The 20,053-nt window shown below is 68.7% G+C and carries 15 protein-coding genes and 1 pseudogene; 1 reads left to right on the top strand and 15 read right to left on the bottom strand.

Annotated elements, in window-relative coordinates; genetic code table 11:
• Positions 1-80 precede the first annotated feature (80 nt).
• The 5 genes and pseudogenes from FNH08_RS08170 to FNH08_RS08150 all read right to left on the bottom strand — a co-directional run bounded on the left by FNH08_RS08170 (position 81) and on the right by FNH08_RS08150 (position 7,144).
• Positions 81-1,097, bottom strand: a complete 1,017-nt coding sequence (locus FNH08_RS08170) for a hypothetical protein (RefSeq protein ID WP_152770706.1) — start codon at positions 1,095-1,097, stop codon at positions 81-83.
• 59 nt (positions 1,098-1,156) lie between these two features.
• A pseudogene (locus FNH08_RS08165) lies at positions 1,157-4,651 on the bottom strand (RHS repeat-associated core domain-containing protein); the annotation flags it as partial.
• A gap of 1,025 nt (positions 4,652-5,676) precedes the next feature.
• On the bottom strand, positions 5,677-6,402 hold the full coding sequence (locus FNH08_RS08160) for a hypothetical protein (RefSeq protein WP_152770702.1): 726 nt from the start codon (positions 6,400-6,402) through the stop codon (positions 5,677-5,679).
• A 52-nt stretch (positions 6,403-6,454) separates the two neighbouring features.
• Complete coding sequence (locus FNH08_RS08155; protein ID WP_152770701.1) at positions 6,455-6,769, bottom strand: hypothetical protein; 315 nt, start codon at positions 6,767-6,769, stop codon at positions 6,455-6,457.
• 75 nt (positions 6,770-6,844) lie between these two features.
• Positions 6,845-7,144: a WXG100 family type VII secretion target gene (locus FNH08_RS08150; protein WP_152770699.1), complete on the bottom strand. Its 300-nt coding sequence runs from the start codon at positions 7,142-7,144 to the stop codon at positions 6,845-6,847.
• Between the two features lie 204 nt (positions 7,145-7,348).
• Between FNH08_RS08150 and FNH08_RS08145 the strand changes: the two genes are divergently transcribed.
• Positions 7,349-8,251 (top strand): phosphotransferase family protein, encoded by a 903-nt coding sequence (locus FNH08_RS08145; protein ID WP_322723993.1) that lies wholly within the window; start codon positions 7,349-7,351, stop codon positions 8,249-8,251.
• A 59-nt stretch (positions 8,252-8,310) separates the two neighbouring features.
• Here the strand turns inward: FNH08_RS08145 and FNH08_RS08140 are convergent, their stop codons facing one another.
• The 10 genes from FNH08_RS08140 to FNH08_RS08095 are packed head-to-tail and all read right to left on the bottom strand — an operon-like array spanning position 8,311 to position 20,002.
• The gene (locus FNH08_RS08140) at positions 8,311-9,762 is read right to left on the bottom strand and encodes an amino acid permease (RefSeq protein ID WP_152770698.1); all 1,452 of its coding nucleotides are present in this window, start codon (positions 9,760-9,762) and stop codon (positions 8,311-8,313) included.
• Positions 9,763-9,774: 12 nt separating this feature from the next.
• A complete protein-coding gene (locus FNH08_RS08135) occupies positions 9,775-11,046 on the bottom strand; it encodes an MDR family MFS transporter (RefSeq protein ID WP_322723991.1) in 1,272 nt (423 codons plus the stop codon).
• 2 nt (positions 11,047-11,048) lie between these two features.
• Positions 11,049-11,357 (bottom strand): antibiotic biosynthesis monooxygenase family protein, encoded by a 309-nt coding sequence (locus FNH08_RS08130; RefSeq protein WP_152770696.1) that lies wholly within the window; start codon positions 11,355-11,357, stop codon positions 11,049-11,051.
• Positions 11,354-12,553, bottom strand: a complete 1,200-nt coding sequence (locus FNH08_RS08125) for an ATP-grasp domain-containing protein (RefSeq protein WP_152770694.1) — start codon at positions 12,551-12,553, stop codon at positions 11,354-11,356. The genes FNH08_RS08130 and FNH08_RS08125 overlap by 4 nt, the downstream gene beginning before the upstream one ends.
• Entirely contained in the window at positions 12,550-13,842 is a 1,293-nt protein-coding gene (locus tag FNH08_RS08120; protein ID WP_152770692.1) for an ATP-grasp domain-containing protein, read from the bottom strand. Before FNH08_RS08120 ends, FNH08_RS08125 begins: the two co-directional genes overlap by 4 nt.
• Positions 13,839-15,188: an ATP-grasp domain-containing protein gene (locus FNH08_RS08115; RefSeq protein WP_152770690.1), complete on the bottom strand. Its 1,350-nt coding sequence runs from the start codon at positions 15,186-15,188 to the stop codon at positions 13,839-13,841. Before FNH08_RS08115 ends, FNH08_RS08120 begins: the two co-directional genes overlap by 4 nt.
• Positions 15,188-16,426, bottom strand: coding sequence for an ATP-grasp domain-containing protein (locus FNH08_RS08110; RefSeq protein ID WP_152770688.1), 1,239 nt, complete (start codon positions 16,424-16,426; stop codon positions 15,188-15,190). Before FNH08_RS08110 ends, FNH08_RS08115 begins: the two co-directional genes overlap by 1 nt.
• 35 nt (positions 16,427-16,461) lie before the next feature.
• Positions 16,462-17,799: a coproporphyrinogen-III oxidase family protein gene (locus tag FNH08_RS08105; RefSeq protein WP_152770687.1), complete on the bottom strand. Its 1,338-nt coding sequence runs from the start codon at positions 17,797-17,799 to the stop codon at positions 16,462-16,464.
• Between the two features lie 57 nt (positions 17,800-17,856).
• Positions 17,857-19,452: a tryptophan halogenase family protein gene (locus FNH08_RS08100; protein ID WP_152770685.1), complete on the bottom strand. Its 1,596-nt coding sequence runs from the start codon at positions 19,450-19,452 to the stop codon at positions 17,857-17,859.
• A 49-nt stretch (positions 19,453-19,501) separates the two neighbouring features.
• A complete protein-coding gene (locus tag FNH08_RS08095; RefSeq protein WP_152770684.1) occupies positions 19,502-20,002 on the bottom strand; it encodes a flavin reductase family protein in 501 nt (166 codons plus the stop codon).
• Between the last annotated feature and the right edge of the window lie 51 nt (positions 20,003-20,053).

Below are 20,053 nucleotides of genomic sequence, written 5' to 3'. Positions count from 1 at the left end.
GTTCGGCGGGAGCCCTCTCGTATGCGGGGCGGGTCCGGGCCGGCCCCCCACGGAGCCTGGCCCGAATTCGCCGGCGTTCGCTACTGCCCGATGCGCCAGCGGTGCACGTCGGTTCCGTTCGAGGTGATCCACGTTCCGTCACCGAGGGCCTTCGGATCCAGGCCGACCGGAAACGGGTACCGAACCCGGTGATGAACAGTCAGGTCTTCCACGCCGAGCAGGAAATGCTCGGTTTCTTCAGACCACGACTCTTCGCCCACAGCGGCAATGACGCGGGAGTCGTCGACAAATCCGGAGTCACCCGTGATGTACGACTCCTTATCGGCCCTCAAATCCGCCGAGTACACCTCGGATTCGACGTGCGGAGGCCCGTCGGGGACAGCACTCCGCACCTGCAACCGGAGGCCACCGACATGCTGCACCAGAACTCTGTCGTGCTGCGCACCCGTCACACGCTCCATGCCCGATGCCAGCTCCGTGAGGTGCAGACAGCCATCCGCAATGTCCACCTTCCAGGAATACGCATCGTCCTGGCCCTGCCCTGCGGACAGAAAAAAGGTCGAGGTCTGCCGAAAGGGAGCCTCCAGGGCGTAGAAGGCGGAGAATGAGGGGAGAAGCGTCTCGTCGATCACTTCCCCGGTTTCCGATTCGAGAAGAACGCAGCGGTCACCCGGATATTCCCCTGCATCGTCGGGAGTTCCGGGAACGACGGCGAGTAGATGGCGCCTGTCCGGGGTTTCCGCGCAGGCTCCGCTGCCGGTGTCACTCCAGGGAAAGTGCCTGAAGCTCCACTCGACCGCACCACTACGGGAGTGATACGAGACCGAGTCATGCCGGGACGCCGCGACGCCACCCCTGGCAGGAGTCACGTAATAGCACTCGGCGAGGTCCACCAACGGGACAGAGAGGAAGTCGGCGGAAAAGAGCGGCGGCTGGGTGGACGAACGTATCGTCCTGACAGCCACCAGCTCCGTGGAGCGTGTCACCAGCCGCAACATCCCATCCCGGAACTGCCTCCCCTCATGGCGTCCCCAGGCTTCCGCGACTCCTTCGACGGTCTCCTGGCCGATGATTTGAGGGGCCATTTCTTCGGGCATGTGGCTTCCCGTTCCTCATGGGGCTCCATGGGTGCTGTTTCGCGCCCGCACCGGTCAACTTACTGGATATTGGCTGGAAACTGGAAATGTCGAATCTTCGTTCCACGGTCTCCGGTGTGTATGGGCCCCTCTATCTTTCCTCCGAAACGCCAGATGAGATTTGGGCAGACGCCGTCGCACACGCTGCGACTGGCTGCACCGTATGTGGGCTTCCGACCAATCCTGTCGATCCATTCCAGAAGGTTCTCCTCCGCGTGAGGGCCCTTCATCACCGTCGGAGAAATGTACTGTTTGTTGTCCAGGGGTGTGGCCCCCCGAGTCGTGACGAGGTTCTTCTGCAGCTCAGTCAATTTGCCATTACTCGTGCCGGCCACCCACGTAGTTCCCTGGTTGTCACGGACCGCGGCGACCGTCCGCCACCCCTGGCTATTCAGGGGCGCCTGGTCGGCCACTTCCTTGGCAAGGCTCTCCAGCTCGTCGCACGGTGCGAGCCCGAGGGGGTCGAACCACGTATGGGGATTGTGCGGATAGGCGCGGGGGTTGGGGGCGGGTTCGAGGCCGAGCGGGTCCGGCGTCGTGTAGCGGGCAGTCTCGGGGTCGTAGTGCCGGAAGTAGTTGTAGTGCAGACCCGTTTCGGGGTCTTCATACTGTCCCGGGAAACGCAGCGGTGTGTGAGCGATCGCGTCCCGGTTGCGTGTGGTGACGCCCCACAGGGTGGTGCGGGAGCGCCAGGCGCTGTCGCCCTGCTCGTCGACGAGTTCGGTGGGGGTGCCGACGAGGTCGGTGACGATGGCGAAGAAGCGGGAGTCGAACTCGTCCTGGCTCCTCGGCTTGCGCTCCAGCTGCGTGAGGGGGCGGTGTCCGTCGTGGTCCCACGTGATGGTGACTCCGGTGGTGCTGTCCGTCTGCTCGGCGAGGCGCGTTTTGTCCCAGGTGAAGTACACCGTTTCGGCCGCCGTGACGCCGTCCTCCGCCATGCGGTACTTGGCGGTGCGGCGGCCCATCGGGTCATAGGTGTAGCGCCACCGGGTGCCGTCGGGCGTGACGCAGGAGACCAGGTGGTCCTCGGCGTCCCATTCGTAGCGCCAGGTGTCGGGCTTCTTCGACAGGCGGCGCTTCTGCCGCAGCACCATGCGGCCCGCGTCGTCGTATTCGTACCGGACTGCACCGGCACTGAGCAGACGGGTGTCGCTGTAGGTACGCGGGCCGCGGGCGTCGGTGCGGTGCGCCTCGTCGGGCCAGGCGGCCTCGGTCTGGTTGCCGGCCTGGTCGTAGGCGTAGGACTCGGTCCAGCCTTCGGCCGTGACCGTCAACGGGCGCCCTGCCTGGTCCAGTTCCATCCGTTGGCCGGCACCCGTCGCCTCGTCGGTGATGGAGGTGACGTAGTTGTCCGCCCGGTACGCGTAGGTGCGGGCCCGGACGTTCCCGCCCGGGGCGGTCAGCCGCTGTGCGACGGGGCGCCCGGCCACGTCCCAGGCTGTGGTCATGGCGACCGGCGAGGCGGTCGTGCCCAGACCGCGCGACAGCTCACGGCCGAGGAGATCGTGAGTGAACTCCATGCGGTGGCCGTCGGAGGTCAGGGAGCTGCGGTTGCCGGCCGCGTCGTAGGCGAGTTCGGTGTAAGCGCCAGTGGGCGTGGTGCGGGAGGTGCGACGGCCCAGGACGTCGTAGGTGTAGTGGGTGGTGCGGTCGTCCACCGTCTGTGACAGTAGGTTCCCCATGATGTCCCGCTCGAAAGTGAGCGTGGAGGTGGGGGACACCGCGCGAATGAGAGCGCCTGCGGCGTCGTAGGTGTAGTCGGTCCGCACCCCGGCCGCGTCCTTGGACGTCAGCTGACCGAGTTCGTTGTACGTGTAGCCGATCTCCTGGCCGAGCGGCGTCGTTCGGGAGGTGACCCGACCCAACGCGTCATGGGCGTACCGGATCTCGCGGTTGTCGAAGTCGGCTTCCTCAATGAGATTGCCGACATGGTCGTAGGTGTAATCCCAGTTCAGGCCCTGCGGGTTGGTGACCCGGGTGAGGCGGAGCTGGGCGTCGTAGACGTAGGTGCACCGGGCGCCGTCGGGCTCGATACGCGCCGCGAGCTTGTCGAAATGTGTGTACTCGAAGCTGGTGGTGCCGCCTGCGGGGGTGGTGTGCGTGAGGCAGTTGCCCTCGCCGTCCCAGGTGAGGTGTTCGCTGCGGCCGTCGTGGGTTGTGCGTTCCGATACGTGGCCTTCGACGGTCCATACCGTGCGGGTGATCGCACCCAGTGGGTCCGTGAGGACCGTGGGGCGGCCGAACGCGTCTCGTTCGAGCATGGCGGTTCCGCCGGAGGCATCAGTGACGAAGAGGGGCAGACCGGCGTCGTCGTTCTCATACGTGGCTGCCGCGCCCGACGCGTCGGTTGCGGTCGCGATGGCACCGGCGCGGTCGAGGGTGAACCGAAAGGTGGCCCCGTCCGGGGCGGTCATGGCGGTGAGATTGCCCCGCTCGTCGTACTCGCTGTGCCACGTCGTCCCGTCGTGGCCGGTCGAGGAGAGAGGGAGGTTCAGCTCGTTGTACGTCGCCGTGGACCGGCTGCCGTCCGGGAGTTCGATGACGGTGCGGTTGTGGGCCCGGTCGTACTCGTAGCGGGTCGTGTTGCCGAGGGCGTCGGTGCGGGCGAGGAGGTTGTCGTAGCGGTCCCACTCGGAGGTGGTGGTGTGGCCGAGGGGGTCGGTCTCGGCGGTGACCTGGTACAGCTCGTTGAGCTGGTAGACGGTCGTGGCGCCGCAGGCGTCGGTGTAATGCGTCTGCTGCTGGTCGGGGTCGTAGGACCAGCGTGAGGAGAGGTAGCCCTCGGGGCCGATGGTCTGCGTGACGCGGTTGTCGTCGTCGTAGACGTAGCGGTAGGTGGAGTCGTTCCGGTCCGTCCAGGAGGTGATGCGGGACTCGTCGTCGTAGCCGAACACCAGCGGCTGGCCCGACGAGTTCGCCACGTGGGTGAGGTTCCCGTCCGCGTCATGTTGGTAGGACATGACCTCGACCGGGCCCTCGGGCGTGCTCACCGTCAATTGGGTCAGCAGGCCGGCGGTGCAGTGGACGTCGACCCGGTAGCCGCCGGAGTGGACCAGGCTCGTGGGGGTGCCGTCCTCCAGCCGGGTGACGTTGACCTCGTTGTCGTTGCGGTCGTGCCATCGGGTGAGCCAGTGCAGGCCGTTGTCGTCGTCGGGGTTGTCCGTGAAGGTGCGGACGAGGCCGGTGTGGGGATCGGTGATGCGGTAGGTGACCTCGCCCGTGGTGCCGGTTCCGGCGGAGGTCAGAGGGAGGCGGGGTCCTTCCTCGGGCCACGCCTGCTCATCCGACCCGGTGGCGGGAAGGCTCGGGTAGGTCAGGATCGAGCCGTCCTCGCGGGCCCACAATGCCCGTCCCCGGTCGTCGACTTCGAGGCGCTCGTCCAGGGTGGAGGCCCAGGACGGGCCGAAGAACTGGCCGTACCGGTAGGTCGACAGATGGGTACGCGTGATCACCAACGGCAGGATGCCGGGCAGCTCCAGATCGGTCTGCGTCAGCAGCATTTCGCCGCTGGCCACATCGACCGGGTCTGTCTCGCATTTACGGCTTTTCGGACCCCGGCCGAAGAGGCGGAAGCCGCCCAGCAGATTCTTCATCGAGCCGGGCTTGACGTTCTTGAGAGCCGCGCCGATCCCCCCAACGCCCTTGAGGAGCGCGGCCCCGCCCGCGACCATGCCCACGACGCCGAGCACGATCTCGGCTATGTTCCACTCGCCGGTCTCCGCCATGACGGAGATGTTGATCCCCAGCGACGCCGCACCGGCCACGATGCTGCCGATCGTCAGGGCGATTCCCAGGCCCTGCAGGCCGGGTATCAGCAGGGCCACGACACCCAGCACCGCGCTGATGATGCCCAGTGCCGTACTCAGCGTTTTCTTGATCTTGTCCCACAGGCTGTAGCCCGCGACCGACTCGTCCTTCGCGTCGTCCAGCTTCTGGGCCGCGACGGCGGCGTCCTCCTCGCGCACCTGCCGTGCGTCCTCGGCGAGCATGCGGGCGGCGTCGAGGTCCGCCTGTGCGTCATCCGCCTGCATCTGCGCCGTGGACTGCTTGCTGTGGGCCTCGTCCAGCGCCCGCCGCGTGCTCGCCCGCGCCTCCGTGTCGTCCGGGGGATGCTCGGCCCCGTCCAGCCGGCCGATCTCGGCACCGGCCGCGAGCACCACCGCGGTGGCCGACGCCAGCCGCTCCTTGGCCTCCCGCCCCTTCTCCAGCGCGTTGTCGGCGTTCCGCTGCTGATCGAGCAGTGAATGGACATACGTGTCCAGCGCGCCGGCCGCCTGGTCGTACGAGCTGTGCAGCTTGCGCACCTGCTCGGCCAGGTCGCCCAGCTTGTCCCGGAGCTTGTCCATGGTCTTGCCCTCGCCCACCTGCTGGTTCTCCAGCCCGGAGACGAGGGGGAGGGCATCGCCCGCATTGTCCGCCACTGAGCGATAGCTCCTCGCGAGATCTCCGAGGACCTCCGCATCACCCGGAGTCGGGTCGTCCGAGAAGCCGAAAACCGATTCCCACTCGGACACCGCTGGACGCGCCATGGCCGCGTACCTCACCTTCCCTTGTCTGCTTCGCCCATGGGGCCTCCACCGGCCGCTTCCGCCGCCGGATCCGCTGCGCCGGACGTGCCGGCCGGGTCCTCGAAGCGGAACGACTCCGCGATCGCGTCGAAGACCTCGTAGAACTGGTCCGCCAGATCCACGTTGGGGGTGGAGCTGGCGAGCACCAGGTAGTCCCGGCTGTTCGGCACCGGGATCAGGGTGTGCCGCACCGCGGTGGGGACGGGCGTCCCCTTGTGGTCCACGTCCTCGATCCTGGTGATCCGCCCGGCCGCTCCGACCTGGGGCAGTTCCACCAACTCCACCTCGCCGGGGGGCAGTCCGGTGCCCTCCGCCTGGGTGCCGAGCTGCATGCCGGCCGCGACGACGAGGTCCGCCAGATCCTCCGACTGATCCTCGGGAACGGAGATCCGGAGCACGACCGTCGTGGCGCTGAGCACCAGGGGTCCGCTGCCCGCGTGGAGGATCCTGAGCATCCCCGACGCCCGCAGCGCGCCCCGCGCGTGCGCCTCGCGGGCGGTGCGCCGGGTACTGCGGATCAGCTCGTCCACCTGCTCGCGGGAGAGCTGCGGTGCCTTCTTCACCTGGGACTCGATACGGCGGCGGATCGACGCGTCCCGGGTGCTCGGGTCGAGGTCGAGTTGCCACCAGGAGTCGGGGAACCTCAGCGTGTAGCCCGCGGGCGCGCCCTCGGGCTGCTCCGTGACCGGATGCGTCATGACGCCTTTCCCCTCCGCTTTCCCTTCCGCACGGCGTCTCCTGTCACGCTTGTCACGCTTCCTTCTTCGATTCGTCCAGCGAGTTGGCGACGTCGTCGTCCGTCTTCGTGAAGTTCTCGGAGATCGCGTCCGCGTTCTCGGAGAACTTCTTCACGTTGTCGTGAACCCGTTCGTGACCGGCCACCCACGCCTTGTCGAACCCGTCGAGCGCCTCCGCGAGCCTGCTGTCGCCGGCGATGCTCTCGAAGTCCTCCCGGTCGCCCGCGGCGTGGAAGAGGGTCGCGCTGTTGCCGATCAGATCCCCGATGTTCTGGAGCTGCGTGGCCGTGTCCTTCAAGTCCTGCACGGGAACGCTGATGCGACCCATCGGCGTCTCCTCTCCTGCTCCGGCCGTCCGGCCCCGCCCCTCACCGGGGGGTGGGGCCGGACGGTGCGGGGCACGTCAGCCGATGGAGCCGGACGTCTGGTCGTCGGTGTCGACGAACGCGTCGGCGGCCTGCTTGATGAACTCGCTGACGCCCTGCAGCCCTTCGATCGCCTCCTGGGTACCGTTCTTGTACTCCTCCCAGAAGGGACGGAACTTGGTCTCGGAGCCCGGCGTCGCGTAGGCCGCCTCGACCATCTCCTCCATCTTGGTGTTGGCCTCGTGGAGGCTCTGCTGCATCAGCTCCTTCTGGTTCTGCAGCCAGGTCGAGGCCTCCCGCATCTCATCCGGGCTGATCTGGATGTTGCCGCCGGCCATGCCGATTCCTTCCGTCGCTTGGTATCGCCGCGGCCGCTGGGCCGCACACACGTGGCTCTACGGGGCACCTGTCGGGGCGGTTCACGGCTGTTTCGGAACGGTGACGAAAGCCGGCTCTCGCGCGTGGCGCCGTCCGGATGGTGAGGTGGCACGGTGAGCGACCACGATGAGGCGGCGGCTGTCCGGCCGTTGACACTGGCTTGGGTGAGACGGCACCTGGAGGTCGGCGAACGGATCGTCAGGACCGAGGCGCTCCACGGCGGCATCACCGCCGAGACACGGCGGCTGACCGTCCGCAGGCGGGACGGAGACACCCGTGACCTGGTGCTGCGGACCTTCGTCGACGTGGAGCACGCCGAGGACCGGCTGAACAGGGAGGCCGACGCCCTCACCCTGCTCACGGGGACCGGCGTGCCGGCTCCTGGACTGGTCGCGGTCGATCCGACCGCCGCGCGGTGCGAGTATCCCTCGCTCCTCATGACACATCTGGCGGGCCGGACGGTCCTCGACGATGAGGGACTGGAGACGCGCGTCCCTCTGCTGGCCCGCCAACTCGTGGCGATCCACGCGCTGCGACCCGCCCAACGGCCCCGGAAGTACGTGACGTTGACGACCGCCGACACCGTCGTGACTCCGAAGGGCGCCGACGCGGCGGCCTGGGCCGCGGCGATCGACGTGATCCGGCGGCCCGCGCCGCCCTGTGAAGGGCGGTTCCTGCACCGCGACTTCCAACCCGGCAACGTGCTGTTCGAGGTGCCGCCCCCAGGACCGGCAGGTGCCCGGATCACCGGCGTCGTCGACTGGGCGGCGACCTCCTGGGGCCCGACGGATCTCGATGTGGCGCACTGCTCCACCAACCTCGCGCTGCTGCACGGCCCGGTGTGGGGTCTGCGGTTCGCGGAGGCGTACGAGGAGGCCGGCGGGGTGCCGGCCGCGGCCACGAGCGAGCGGCTGTACTGGCGGGTGCGGAGCGGGCTGGCGTTCGCGGAAGAAGTGACTTCGGTGTCGCAGCCATGGCGGGAGGCGGGGAGGACAGAGCTGACGACGCGAACCGTGGAGGAGCGGCTGGACGCCTATGTCACCGCCCTGATGGACACGTTGGGCTGAACCAGGGCGGTCCGGGGCGCGGCCCCGGCCTCATCGCCCACCGCGAGCGGTGAAGGCCGTCAGTTCTGGCCGGGAACGGCGTTGGTCGACGGCTGTGCCGACGCGGCCGGAGGGTTCGCCGCCGCGGTACGGCGCCGCTTGCGGGCCGGCAGCATGTAGGACAGGGCGACCACGACGATGAACGGTACGCCTGCCTTCCAGGCCAGTGAGAAGGCGTCCACGAAACCGGTCAGCACCATCACCAGCACGGTGAAGGCCATGGCGATCAGGGTCGTGACGGGTGCCCCCGGCAGACGAACGGCCGGTTTCCCGACTGCCTGTGCCACCCCGGACCGACGGTACGCCAGATGCGTGGCGAAGATGATCAGCCAGGTGGCCATACCGGTGAACAGAGCCGCGCCCAGGAGCACGGGGAACGCGTCCTCCGGTGAGACCGCGGAGACGACCGCGGCGGCCACCAGTCCGACTGCCGAGGCCAGTACGGCCGCCAGCGGTGTCCTGCGGCTGCTGGTGCGGCCGAGCGCCCGAGGAGCGAAGCCGCTCAGCGCCAGGGAGTGCATCATGCGGGAGGCGACGTACAGATTGGTGTTGGCGGCGGACAGCGCCGCGGTGAGAACGACGGCGTTCATCAGGGCGGCCGCCGCAGGGACACCGATCAGGTCGAAGAGGCGGACGAAGGGACTCTGGTCCACGCCGGAGACGTTCGCCGTCTCGGTCCACGGCATGACCGAGACGATCACGGCGGTGCCCAGCACGTAGAACAGCAACAGCCGCAACACCACGCCACGGGCCGCTCTGGGCACGTCCTTGCCGGGGTCCTTGGACTCGGCGGCCGTCATGGCCACCGCTTCCGTGCCTCCGTAGGCGAGGGTGGTGACGGTCAGGGCGAGCAGCATGCCCTCGGCGCCGTGCGGGGCGAATCCTCCGTGTTCCGTCCAGTTGCCCAGGCCCGCGGCCGGCTCCCCGCCCACACCGAAGAAGATGAAGACGACACCGAAGCCGATGAACAGGACGACCGCCAGCACCTTGATGAGCGCGAACCAGTATTCGAGCTCACCGAAGACCGACACGGCGGCGCAGTTGATGGCGGCGATGAGGACGGTCAGGGCCACCACCGGTATCCACAGCGGCAGCTCCGGCCACCAGAAGCGGAGGTAGATGCCCGCGGCCACGATCTCGCCCCCGATGGTGACCACCAGGCAACCCCAGTAGCTCCATCGCTGGACATAGCCGGCGAGCGGTCCCAGATAGCGGTCGGCGAGCCAGCCGAAGCCGCCGGCTTCCGGATGCGCGGAGGCCATCTCGGCCAGCGCGTAGGCCAGCGCCGCGGCGAAGACCGCTCCGACGAGGTAGAGGACCACCACGGAAGGGCCCGCCATGGACATCGCCAACGAGGCACCCAGAAACAGCCCCGTCCCCAGGGCACCGCCGATCGACAGCATCATGATCTGGCGGCTGCCCAGTGACCGGTCGAGTCCCCCGCCCGGTCTGCCCGCTCTGGTGTCGGTCATGGAAACGGCTCCTCACTCCTTGGCGGTCTCGGCAAGCTGCTGGGTTGTGCCGCGCGCTCGGACGGCTCGCCCCAGCGCCCACTGACCGGCGGCCACGAGGGAGCAGAGTCCGAAGCACGTCGCCCACAGGGCGGTGGGGCCCGCGTGGGCGTACAGCTGGGTCCCGCCGGCCGGGGCGACCACGGCGGCCAGTGCGTAGGCCGCCCCGAACAGCCCGTTGTAGCGGCCCCGCAGGTGCTCGGGGGCGAGGTCGGCGACGACGGTCTGCACCACGGCCGCGATCGTGATCTCACCCGCTGTCCAGATCACGACGGTGAAGGCGTAGCCCGGAAGGCTGGACATGAAGGCGCCCAGACCGAAGCCCGTCCCCATCAGCAGCACCCCGCACGCGATGACGTTGCTGCGGTCCTGCTCACTGAGCCGTCTGACGACGAGGGGCTGTACGACGACGACGAGGATGCCGTTCACGGCCACGGCCAGTCCGTAGTCGGCCGGCGTAAGCCCGCTGTCCACCATGGCGAGGGGCAAGGTGGAGCCGACCTGGAACTGCACGGAAGCGTGCAGCAGGAGCAGCACCACGTAGGAGACCATGACGCGGTCCCGCAGGACCTCCCGGTAGCCGCCCGCCGGGCGGGCGTCCCCCTTCGCGCCGTCCACGTCGTCGGGGGGAAGCCGCCACCAGATCAGCAGGCCGAACACCACACAGGTGACGGCGTCGATCCAGAACAGCCACAGGAAGCCGCGCTGTGCCAGGACGCCACCGAGTACGGAGGCGATGGAGAAGCCGACGTTGACGGCCCAGTACAGCAGGCCGTAGGCGCGTGCCCGGTGCTCCTTCGGCACGGTGTCGGCGACGATGGCACCCGACGCGGGCTGGTACAGCTGCAGACACAGACCCGCGACGAAGGCCGCCGCCAGGGTGGCCGGGAGCCCCCGGACGTAGCCGAGGGCCAGCAGCGCCGCGCCGGCGGCGACCGGGCCGGTGGCGAACGTGGCGCGGCGCCCCCACAGATCGCTCAGGAACCCGCCGACCAACTGCGAACAGGTGCTTCCCAGCCCGAGCATGGTGACGACGGAGCCCGCCCAGCCCACCGACATACCGCGCTGGTCGGTGAGGTAGAGCGTGAGGAACGGGACCACCATGGTGCCGGCGCGACTGACCAGAATGCCCGACCACACCACCCAGTAGACGTGGGGCAGCCCTCCGAAGTGCGCGCGCAGGAAGGCCACCAGCCGGCCGGGGGGCGCACCGCCCTCCGGCCGCTCGGTGGAGGGCTCGGCCACCACTAGGGCTTCTCCGGGCGGGAGTGGGTGAGCCGGGCGTGCGACAGGTGAACCGACGTGGGATCGAGGCAGGACATGAAGGACGCGGCGCGCGGGTCCTTCCGGATCGACTCCGCGGCGGCCTGGGCGGCGGCCAGATCCTCCCACCACACGAGGTCGACGTGGCTCCGGTCGCCCTCGACGGTGAGGACCTGCCGGGACAGGAAGCCCGGCTGCTCGGTCAGGAAACCGTCCACGGACCGGACAGCCTCGGCGAACTGTTCCTCGGACACACCGGGACGGATTCGGAACGTGACGAGTTCGAGAATCAACTACTGGCCTGCCAATCGTTTTCCATGAGCGTCGTGAACTTCTCCGCGGCCTCGTGATCGGGCGCCGTGAACAGCACGTGTCCGTACCGCCGGTTGGGGATCCGTATGTTGTCCAGGGCGACGGGTTCGCGGGCGTGGGAACCGGTGAGGACGATCTCCGCCTCGACACCGGAGGGCAGGGCGGGCAGGCGCAGACCCGTTCCGTCGACGGGCCGCCCGATGAAGCGGACACCCGCGACCTTCCCCGGGGCGGTCGGAGTGCGTGGTGCCGAGCCGGACAGCAGAGCGTCGTAGAACTGCCCGAACACCTTGATGTCCAGGGCGCGTTCGAGGAGCAGCGGGATGAGGTCCCCGCCGAACCGTGAGTGGATCTCGATGAGGTCGATGGCCTCGTCCGTCACCTTGACCTCGGCATGGATCGGGGCGGTGGTGATGCCGAGGGCGGTCACGACCTTCTGGAGGTAGGGCGCGAAACGCCCGTCGGTGTACTGGGCGCGGGCCGGCAGGAGGTGCCCGGTCTCGTAGAAGTCGGGAAAGCCACTGGTCGCCTTCTGGGTCACGGCGTGCAGATGGAAGGTCCCGGCCACACAGATGCCTTCGACGCTGTACTCGGTGCCGGTGATGAACTCCTCCAGCAGCAGGCGCCGTTCCTGGTGCGCCTCCACACTCGGGTCTTCGAACAGGCCCCCGTAGGCGGCGAGTTCGCTGTGCGACCGGATGGCGCGTACGCCGATGCTGCCCGTCATGTCGACCGGCTTGACGACGAACGGCGGGGCGAACTCGGCGGCGGCGCGCGGGAGATCCGCGAGGGTCGTCATGGCGTGGCGTACGCGCGAGAGGCCGCGTTCGACAAGACGGTGACGGGTGGCGCCCTTGTCCCGGACCAGGTCCTCCACCGCGCCTGCCTCGCCGGGCACACCCAGCCGCTCCCGGACGCGGGCCGCGAGACCGAGATGGAGCTCTGAGAAGGACAGCACTCGCTCGGGACGCAGAGCGGCCAGCGCCTGGGCGACGTCGTCCGGGGTCATGCGGTCGACCTCGACCAGCCGGGACACCGGCATCGTGCCGGGAACGGCGGCGAGGCCCGCGGCCCGGTCGACGAGCGCCACGTCGAAACCGCGCAGCCGTGCCTGGATCACCGCCTCGTTCAGGGTGTACGCGGTACGGGGCACGCCCACCAGCGCCAGGTACGTCATGCCGTGGCCTCCTCCAGCTCCGCCTTCAGCAAGCTCCTGATCCGCTCAGCGGTGCCCTCCACCTCGGACCGGCTCCCGCCTTCGACGAGGAAGGCCGCGATGTGGTAGTCGGTCCCCTCCGGAAGGGTCACCAGGACGTCTCCCGGCTTCTTGATGACGTCCAGGAGGACGACACCCGGCAGAGCACGAGCCCTTGCCTCACCGGTGATGCGGACGACCCGGCCCGTACGTTCCACGTTGACCGCGCCGTACAGGCAGGCCCGGTCGCCGGGCACCGGCGGAACCTCCGGCAGGGAGCCGGCGACCATGAGCCGGGTCAGAGCGGCCACGGGGTCGACGCCGGTGAGGCGCCGCATGGCGAGCGGCGTGAGGAAGCCGCCCGGCCGCAGCGCTCCCTCGATGACGACCGGCCCCCGCTCGCCCATACGCAGCTCGACGTGTGCGGCTCCCCTGGTGGCGCCCAGAGCGCGGGTGGCGGCCACGGCGACGTCGACGGCCCGGCGCAGCTCGGCCTCGGCCAGCGAGACGGGGTGGACACTGTGCGTCTCGCCGAAGGTGGGCCCGACGGCCGGATGCTTCTCGAAGACGCCGAGTACAGCGTGAGCGTCCTCGGACAGCAGCAGGTCGATGTTCAGCTCGACACCGCCGACATACTCCTGGGCCAGGACAGGGGCGCTGCCGTCCGGCCGTTCGTACAGGTCGGCGAGCCGGTTGTCCCGGCGTCCGGTGCGGTAGAGCCGGCGGATGACGGCCATCGCCTCCGCGAGCTCGGAGCGGTTCCGGACGAGCATGACGGACTGACTGTTGGTGGACCGTGGCATCTTGACCACGAGCCGGCCTTCGGCACACTGCTCCAGTGCCTCGCCGCCGGCATCGGGGGCCGTGGCGTCGAAGGTCCAGCTGCGGGGGTGCGGCACGCCCGCGCGGTGGAAGCGTGCGGCGGCGAGCGACTTGTCGCGTGCGGCCCGTGCGGCGTCCGGAGAACAGCCCGGCAGGCCGAGCGCCTCGGTGATGAGGGAGGCCGCCTCCACCGCGCCTTCCCAGACCGCGAGGACGGCGTCGAAGGGTGCCGCGCCGTGCTGTTTCCGAGCCAGCGCCACCGCGTCCTCGGTGCAGGAGTACGTGTGCACCAGGACCCGGGCAGCGAGGGCGGGCGGCAAAGAAGCCTCGTCTCCCGCTCCGGCGGGGACGAGCAGGACGACCTCGTCGGCGGCGGTGAGCAGCGACTGGAGCAGTGCCGGAGCGACGGCGGAGTGGACCGCCAGAACACGGGTGCCGGGGATCGTCATGGCCGCGTGCCACCGCCGGTCGAGTGTCCGCCGCGCACGTCCTCGCCGGGCGGCGCACCGGCCGCGGCGCCGAAGACGGCGCCCTGATGGACGTTGGCGATACCGCCGACTCCTGAGGGCACGCAACGGGCCAGGAATCCGCCGAAGTCGCCGTCCACGTACAGACAGCCGATGCCCACCTCGAAGGAGGACTGCCCGTCGGGCGTGGGGAGTTCGATGCTGCTCGGCTCCACGTACGCCTGGAGGACGTGAGGGCGGCTCTTCAGGGCGGCTTCGAGGCGCTCTTCCCACGTATCGTCCGAAACGTCGCGCCCGATGACCACGCCCTGGCCTCCGTACCCCACCGTGGGCTTCAGCACCAGTCGTTCGCGCTCGGCGCGTGCCTGTGGCAGGACAGCGCGAGTGAGCAGGTGGGTGCCCGCCGTGTGCCGGTCGCCGGGCTGCTCGCCGCCGTTCGTCGCGAGCATCGCCTTGTTTCCGAGCAGTGTGAACACGGGCGGCGCCACGTACGTCGGTCCCCCCGCCGCGTCGCAGGCCACAGCCGCGTCGACGAACGCCCGGTAGCGGGGCGTGATGATCTCGTCGTAGGTGAAACAGCCGTAGACGACGTCCACAGCGCGCCCGTCGACGGTGGCCTTCGGGCCGTCGAAGCGGATCCGGTCCGTACGGGACACGGTCGCGTCGAACCCCTCGGCGGCCAGATAGTGCGCGGCATCGTGGGGGATGGGGATGTCCGCCTCTTCGTCGGTGACGGCCAACACGATCCGGGGCGAGGCGGCTTGGGCTGCGTGCGGTGGCAGACCGGCGAGCCGCCTCAGTGCGCGCCCCCATGCCCGCGCGGGGCGGGGCAGACCGGCGGCCCGCGAACCGGTGCGGTGGAATCCGTGGGCACCGAGCAGGTCGTCCGCGACCTCGGCGTACCGGTCGAGGATTCCGATGCCGCCCACCGTCGGCCCCACGTTGATCTCGACCAGCCGCGGCCCGTCCGGGCCCAGCACGAAGTCGGCGCGGGCGAAGGCGCCCGCGCCGTCCAGGGCCTTCGGCGGGTGGGCGGTGAGCCAGGACACCTCTTCGGGCGGATAGCCCAGTTCCGCGATCGCGGCGCCGGAACGGTCGTCGAGGATGCGCGCGGCCTTGTCGCGGACCCGCTCCAGACAGGCGCGCGTCGTGTCCCACATGGCGCTCGCCGCGCCAGGGGACACCACCAGAGGCAGCAGCGCGGGCCTGATACGCCGGTAGCCCTCGTCGTGGGCCACGAACCGGGCGGGCAGTTCGGCGGCGGCGGCCGGGAAAGAGGCGTCCCAGGCGGTGTCGGGCACCCGCAGGGCCGACGAACTCCCGCCCATCAGTCGGAGGCCCTTCTCGCGCCCTGTTCGTCGGCGCGCGGCAGCTGGGCTCGCAGGAAGTCGATGTTCTCGCGCACGGGGCGGTGCGTGGGCGCGGAGAACAGCGCGCGGCCCGCTCGCCAGTACGCCAGCCGCACCCCTTCGTAGGCGCGCAGCTTAGGCTCGGCGGTGGCGTCGACCTCCAACCGCATCACCGCCTGCGGATACGGGAAGTCGTACGAGGGCCAGTGGAACGCCGAGCCGACGGGGGCGCTGAAGAAGCCGACGCCCCAGACGGCGTCACCCGCGTGCGGGCCGGGGGCGGGACGCGTGCCGTCGAGCATCGCGGCGAAGTAGGTCTCGAAGGGCCGCATCCCGCAGCTCCGCTCGATGAGCTGGACGATGTCGTCGCCCCCGTAGCGGGTGTGCAGTTCGATGACCTCGACGGCATCGTCCGTCACCTTCACCTCCGCATGGACCGGGGACGTCACGACTCCGAGGGCGGTGACGCACCGCTGCAGGTAGTCGTGGATCCTCGGCTCCCACTCGGAGCTTTTGGCACCGGGCATCAGATGGCCGACTTCGACGTAGTGGGGGGCTCCGGTGTTCACCTTGTCGGTGAGGGTGAACAGGTGGAGCTCGCCGTCCACGACGATGCCCTCCGCGCTGATCTCCTCGCCGGGCACGTAGCTCTCGACCAGCAGCCGGTCACGGCGGAAGTGAGCCGCGGTCTCCTGGTCGTACTGCTCCAGAAGCGGCGTCACATCGTCGGGGTCCGCGACCAGCCGGACGCCGGCGCTGCCTGTCAGCTGACGGGGTTTGACGACGACCGGCAGATCGAGCGTCGCGACGAGGCCGGCCACCTCGTCGAGCGTGGTCTCCCAGTGCCCGACACCGGTCAGACCGTGTTTCTGCAGCACGGCACGGGTACGGAGTTTGTCCGCGACGGTCAGTTCGACGTCCGCGGACGTGCCGGGGTGACCCAGGGCCTCGCGAACCAGGGCGGCGTGTTCCATGGTCAGCTCGGTGATCGACACGACGCAGTCGGGCGCGATCTCGTGCGCTGCCGCCACGAGTTCGGGCTCTTCGAGCGTGGCGACGGCGATCCGCTCGCACGGGACGTCGTCGCCGATGGTACGCAGGGCGTCAGGAGTGTCGACGACGTTCAGCCGCGCCCCCAACCGCTCGGCGTCGCGCGCCGCGGGCACCAGTTCGTGCGTGCTCCACGGGACGCCGACCACCATGATTCGCTTGGCCATACTTCACTTTCCGCTCATCCGGTCACCCGGCAGGGTCACAGCGTGACGCGATTCGAATAGTGCGACTCGAGTTCCTGGACCCAGTTGTCGTGGATCTCGCGCTGGGTGTCCTCGAAGAGGTCGACGGTGATGTTCGGGATCCACTCCTTGCCCTTGTCCGTGAGCCGGAGCTCCCCGTCCCCGACGACCGCGTACCCCTGCTCCACCAGGTTGTCGAGGAAGACCCGGGTCCGGGCGTCGTCGGGTATGCGGGAGAGTTCCGTGCGGAAGAACTTGGGGAAGAACATCATGCCGCGGTTGCGGGGCTCCTCCAGGAGCGCCGACACCTTGGTGACCGGCAGTTTGCCCGCCTCGATCTCCTCGACGTAGGGGTCGGGCGCGAGCGTGTTGGCGTAGCTGTAACCGCCCAGGTAGCCACGCGCGGAGGCACCGACGGCCAGGGTCTCCGCCCGGTGCTCGCCGAACCCGCCGCCCCACAGGATGCGGTAGTACTCGGATCCCTGGGGGCGCTTGGAGTACACGTGGTCGGTGACGTGGTGGTAGCCGAGTTCCCGCATGCGCCGCTGCACGAGCTGGCCCATCTTGAACCGCATCTCGGCTGGGGGCTTGCGGGGGTACGTTCCCTTCTCCATGCCGAGGAAGGTGCTCTTGGGCATCGCGTAGTACGACATGTAGTAGTAGTCGACGCTGTCGAAGCCGCAGTTGCCGAGTTCCTTCAGGTCGCGTTCCACGGCGGCCGGCGTCTGACCGGGCATGTAGTACATCATGTCGACGTTGATGTCCTCGAAGCCGAGCTCCTTGGCACGCTCGTTGGCCGTGAGGGCGTCCTGTACCGTCGCCGCGATGTTCATCGTGGTGCGCAGTGGCTCGTCGAACGTCTGGATGCCGTAGCTGAGCCGCTTGGTGCCCTGCGAGGCGAGATATTCCAGCAGTTCGGGGTCGCACAGGCCCGCGGGCTCACCTTCGAAGGTCCACTCCGCATCGGCGTCGATGGAGAAGCCGCGGCGCAGGGCGTCGTACAGCCGCTTGATCTGCGCGACCGTGAGCAGGGAGGGGGAGCCGCCCCCGAAGTACACGGCGCGGAACTTCATGTCCTGCACGTACGGCAGGCGCGCCAGCATCTCGATTTCCCGTTCGAGGGCGACGACATAGCGCTCGTACACCGAGACGTCGCGCTTGACGCGTACGTGGAACGGGCAGAACGTGCAGCGTTTCTCGCAGTAGGGGATGTGCAGGTAGATCATGTTGTCGGTCGGTTCCGGCTTGCGGCTGTCCAGGAGCCGCAGGAAGTCGGAGAACGGGGCGACTTCCGGGTCGGTGTACCGCTGCAGCGGGTAGAAGTGGTGCGTCACGGGCACCAGCGATTCGTACACGTGCTTCCCTTCTTCCTCGGTCTTGGGGGCGCGGCTGGGGTCGGTGAGCTCCGCCCGCTACTCCGCTCCGTGAAGGGAGCGCAGGTACTGGTAGTTGTCCCCGAGCCCTTCGGCGTGCAGTTGCTGCTCCTGGCTGATCTGCCTGAAGAGCCTGTCGGCACCGGCGACGGATTCGGGCCTGTGGTCGAGGATCGGCAGCGGGTGGTCGGGCATGAGCCCGAGGCCGGCGAAGATGCAGTAGTAGCTGCCGTTGGTCCAGAAGTTGCGGAACTCCGCACCGGGGTCGCCGTAGTAGGTCTCGGCCGTGGTGAAGGGCTGGTTGATGGGCAGGCCGGCCTTGTACGCGGCCACCTTCTCCAGGATGTTGTCGGTGAGCTTCAGCTCCTTGTTCGCGCGCCAGAACTCGGTGTCCGTGCGCGGCGAGAAGTAGAAGTGCGCCTGGATGAAGTCCCGCGTGTCGTCGAACATGATCTCGATCTCGCGGTTGAACCCGTCGATCATGGCCTGGTCGAACCGCCGGTCGGGGAAGTGCTTGACCAGTTGGTAGATCGCGCCGTACGTGAAGTGGATGCCGGTCGACTCCAGGGGTTCGAGGAAGCAGGAGGCCAGGCCGACGCTGACACAGTTGCGCACCCAGGCGCGGCGGTTGCGCCCCACCCGGAACCGGATGCGGTTGACCTTGGTGTTCTCCGGGTCGAGGTTCCACATCCGGCAGAATTCCTCGGTGGCCCCGTCGTGGTCCGTGAACTGACTGGAGAACACGTAGCCGCTGCCGAATCTGCCCAGCAGCGGGATCTTCCAGGTCCACCCCGACTCCATGGCGATGGCCGAGGTGTAGGGCTCGATGCCGTCCTTCTCGTCGTCATGGGGGATGGCGGTGGCGACCGCGCTGTCGCACAGCAGGTGGTCGCTCATGTCGATGAAGGGTTCCTCCATCGCCTCGTTGATCAGCAGACCACGGAAGCCGGAGCAGTCGACGAACAGGTCGCCGGGCAGGGTGCGCCCGCCCTTGGTGCGCAGTTCGGTGAGGAAGCCACGCTCGTCCTTGATGACCTCGGTCATCTCGTCCTGGACATGGATGACCCCCTGCTTGCTGGTGGCGTAGCGGCGCAGGTAGTCGGCGACCAGGTGAGCGTCGAAGTGCCAGGCGTAGCGGGTCGCGGGGCCGCCGTCAGCCCATCGGGGCGCCCGCTTCGCGTCCATGGTCGCCGGCTCCTTGAAGCAGGCGTAGTCGAAGGGGAGGTCCGTCTCGCCCAGGACCCGCTTGCGGTACCAGTAGTGGGAGAGCGGGATGCCATCGTGATTCGGGAGTAGCCCGAACGGGTGGTAGAAGTGGTCGCCGCGTCCCTCGAAGGGGCGGGCGTCTGCCTGACCCGAGCCGGGCGTACGCCAGTTGATGAACTTGACGGCCGTCTTGAAGGCGGCGTTGCACTCGCGCATCCACTCGTCCTCGGGTATGCCGAGGTAGTTGAAGAACGCGTTCTGCAGCAGCGGGATCGTGGCCTCGCCCACGCCGATCTTGGGTATGGAGGGCGCCTCCAGAACCGTGATGGTCGCGGTGCCCTGCAGCGCCTTGCCCAGGTACGAGGCAGTCATCCAGCCGGCCGTGCCGCCGCCGAGGATGACGATGTTCCTGATCCGGTGGTCGTCCATCTGGTCCTTCCCGGTCGTGCGTGAGCACTGTGAGTGGAACGCGAACACCTCAGCGGCGCGGGCCGCCGGTTTCGGAGAGGGCGAGGGAGTCGGGCCGCGTGGTGGGCCAGGCGGCGAATCCGCGCATCCCATAGAGCAGTGGCGAGGACCGCAGACGGGTCTCGGCGTGAACAACCCGCCCCAGCGTCAGAACGTGGTCACCCACCTGATGGGTTTCCGTGAGTTCACATTCGGAAAACGCGAAGGAATCCTCGACAAGCCATGGGAGGTGCAAGGTGTTCGATGTTTCCCACTGCACCTGGCTGAAGCGGTCGGGAACGGGGGTGGAGAAGATCCGGGCTGTTTGCTCCGCGTCCGCGTGAAGCAGGTTCACGGCGAAAGATCCGTTTCGGCGTATGGCGTCGAGAACCGGGCTCACGCTCTTTACGGATACCAGGAGCGTCGGTGGGTCGAGGGTGACGCTGACCAGAGAGGAGCAGGTCAAGCCGTAGGGCTCCCCGTCAGAGCAACTGGTGGTGATCACAGCGACGCCGGTCGGGAAACCGCTCATAAGGTCCGCAAAGACGCGAGGAGAGACGTATGGGATACCAGTCGAGGCCGC

This window comes from Streptomyces spongiae (assembly GCF_009377185.1).
Lineage (GTDB): Bacteria > Actinomycetota > Actinomycetes > Streptomycetales > Streptomycetaceae > Streptomyces > Streptomyces spongiae.
The sequence above is the reverse complement of the archived record's forward strand: the minus strand, read 5'-3'. Positions and strand labels throughout refer to the sequence as shown.

Bases quoted from the DNA above. Each gene is read 5' to 3' on its own strand.
- FNH08_RS08170 (WP_152770706.1), bottom strand. From the start codon at position 1,097: ATGCCCGAAGAAATGGCCCCTCAAATCATCGGCCAGGAGACCGTCGAA.
- FNH08_RS08160 (WP_152770702.1), bottom strand. From the start codon at position 6,402: ATGACGCATCCGGTCACGGAGCAGCCCGAGGGCGCGCCCGCGGGCTAC.
- FNH08_RS08155 (WP_152770701.1), bottom strand. From the start codon at position 6,769: ATGGGTCGCATCAGCGTTCCCGTGCAGGACTTGAAGGACACGGCCACG.
- FNH08_RS08150 (WP_152770699.1), bottom strand. From the start codon at position 7,144: ATGGCCGGCGGCAACATCCAGATCAGCCCGGATGAGATGCGGGAGGCC.
- FNH08_RS08140 (WP_152770698.1), bottom strand. From the start codon at position 9,762: ATGACCGACACCAGAGCGGGCAGACCGGGCGGGGGACTCGACCGGTCA.
- FNH08_RS08125 (WP_152770694.1), bottom strand. From the start codon at position 12,553: ATGACGTACCTGGCGCTGGTGGGCGTGCCCCGTACCGCGTACACCCTG.
- FNH08_RS08120 (WP_152770692.1), bottom strand. From the start codon at position 13,842: ATGACGATCCCCGGCACCCGTGTTCTGGCGGTCCACTCCGCCGTCGCT.
- FNH08_RS08115 (WP_152770690.1), bottom strand. From the start codon at position 15,188: ATGGGCGGGAGTTCGTCGGCCCTGCGGGTGCCCGACACCGCCTGGGAC.
- FNH08_RS08110 (WP_152770688.1), bottom strand. From the start codon at position 16,426: ATGGCCAAGCGAATCATGGTGGTCGGCGTCCCGTGGAGCACGCACGAA.
- FNH08_RS08100 (WP_152770685.1), bottom strand. From the start codon at position 19,452: ATGGACGACCACCGGATCAGGAACATCGTCATCCTCGGCGGCGGCACG.
- FNH08_RS08095 (WP_152770684.1), bottom strand. From the start codon at position 20,002: ATGAGCGGTTTCCCGACCGGCGTCGCTGTGATCACCACCAGTTGCTCT.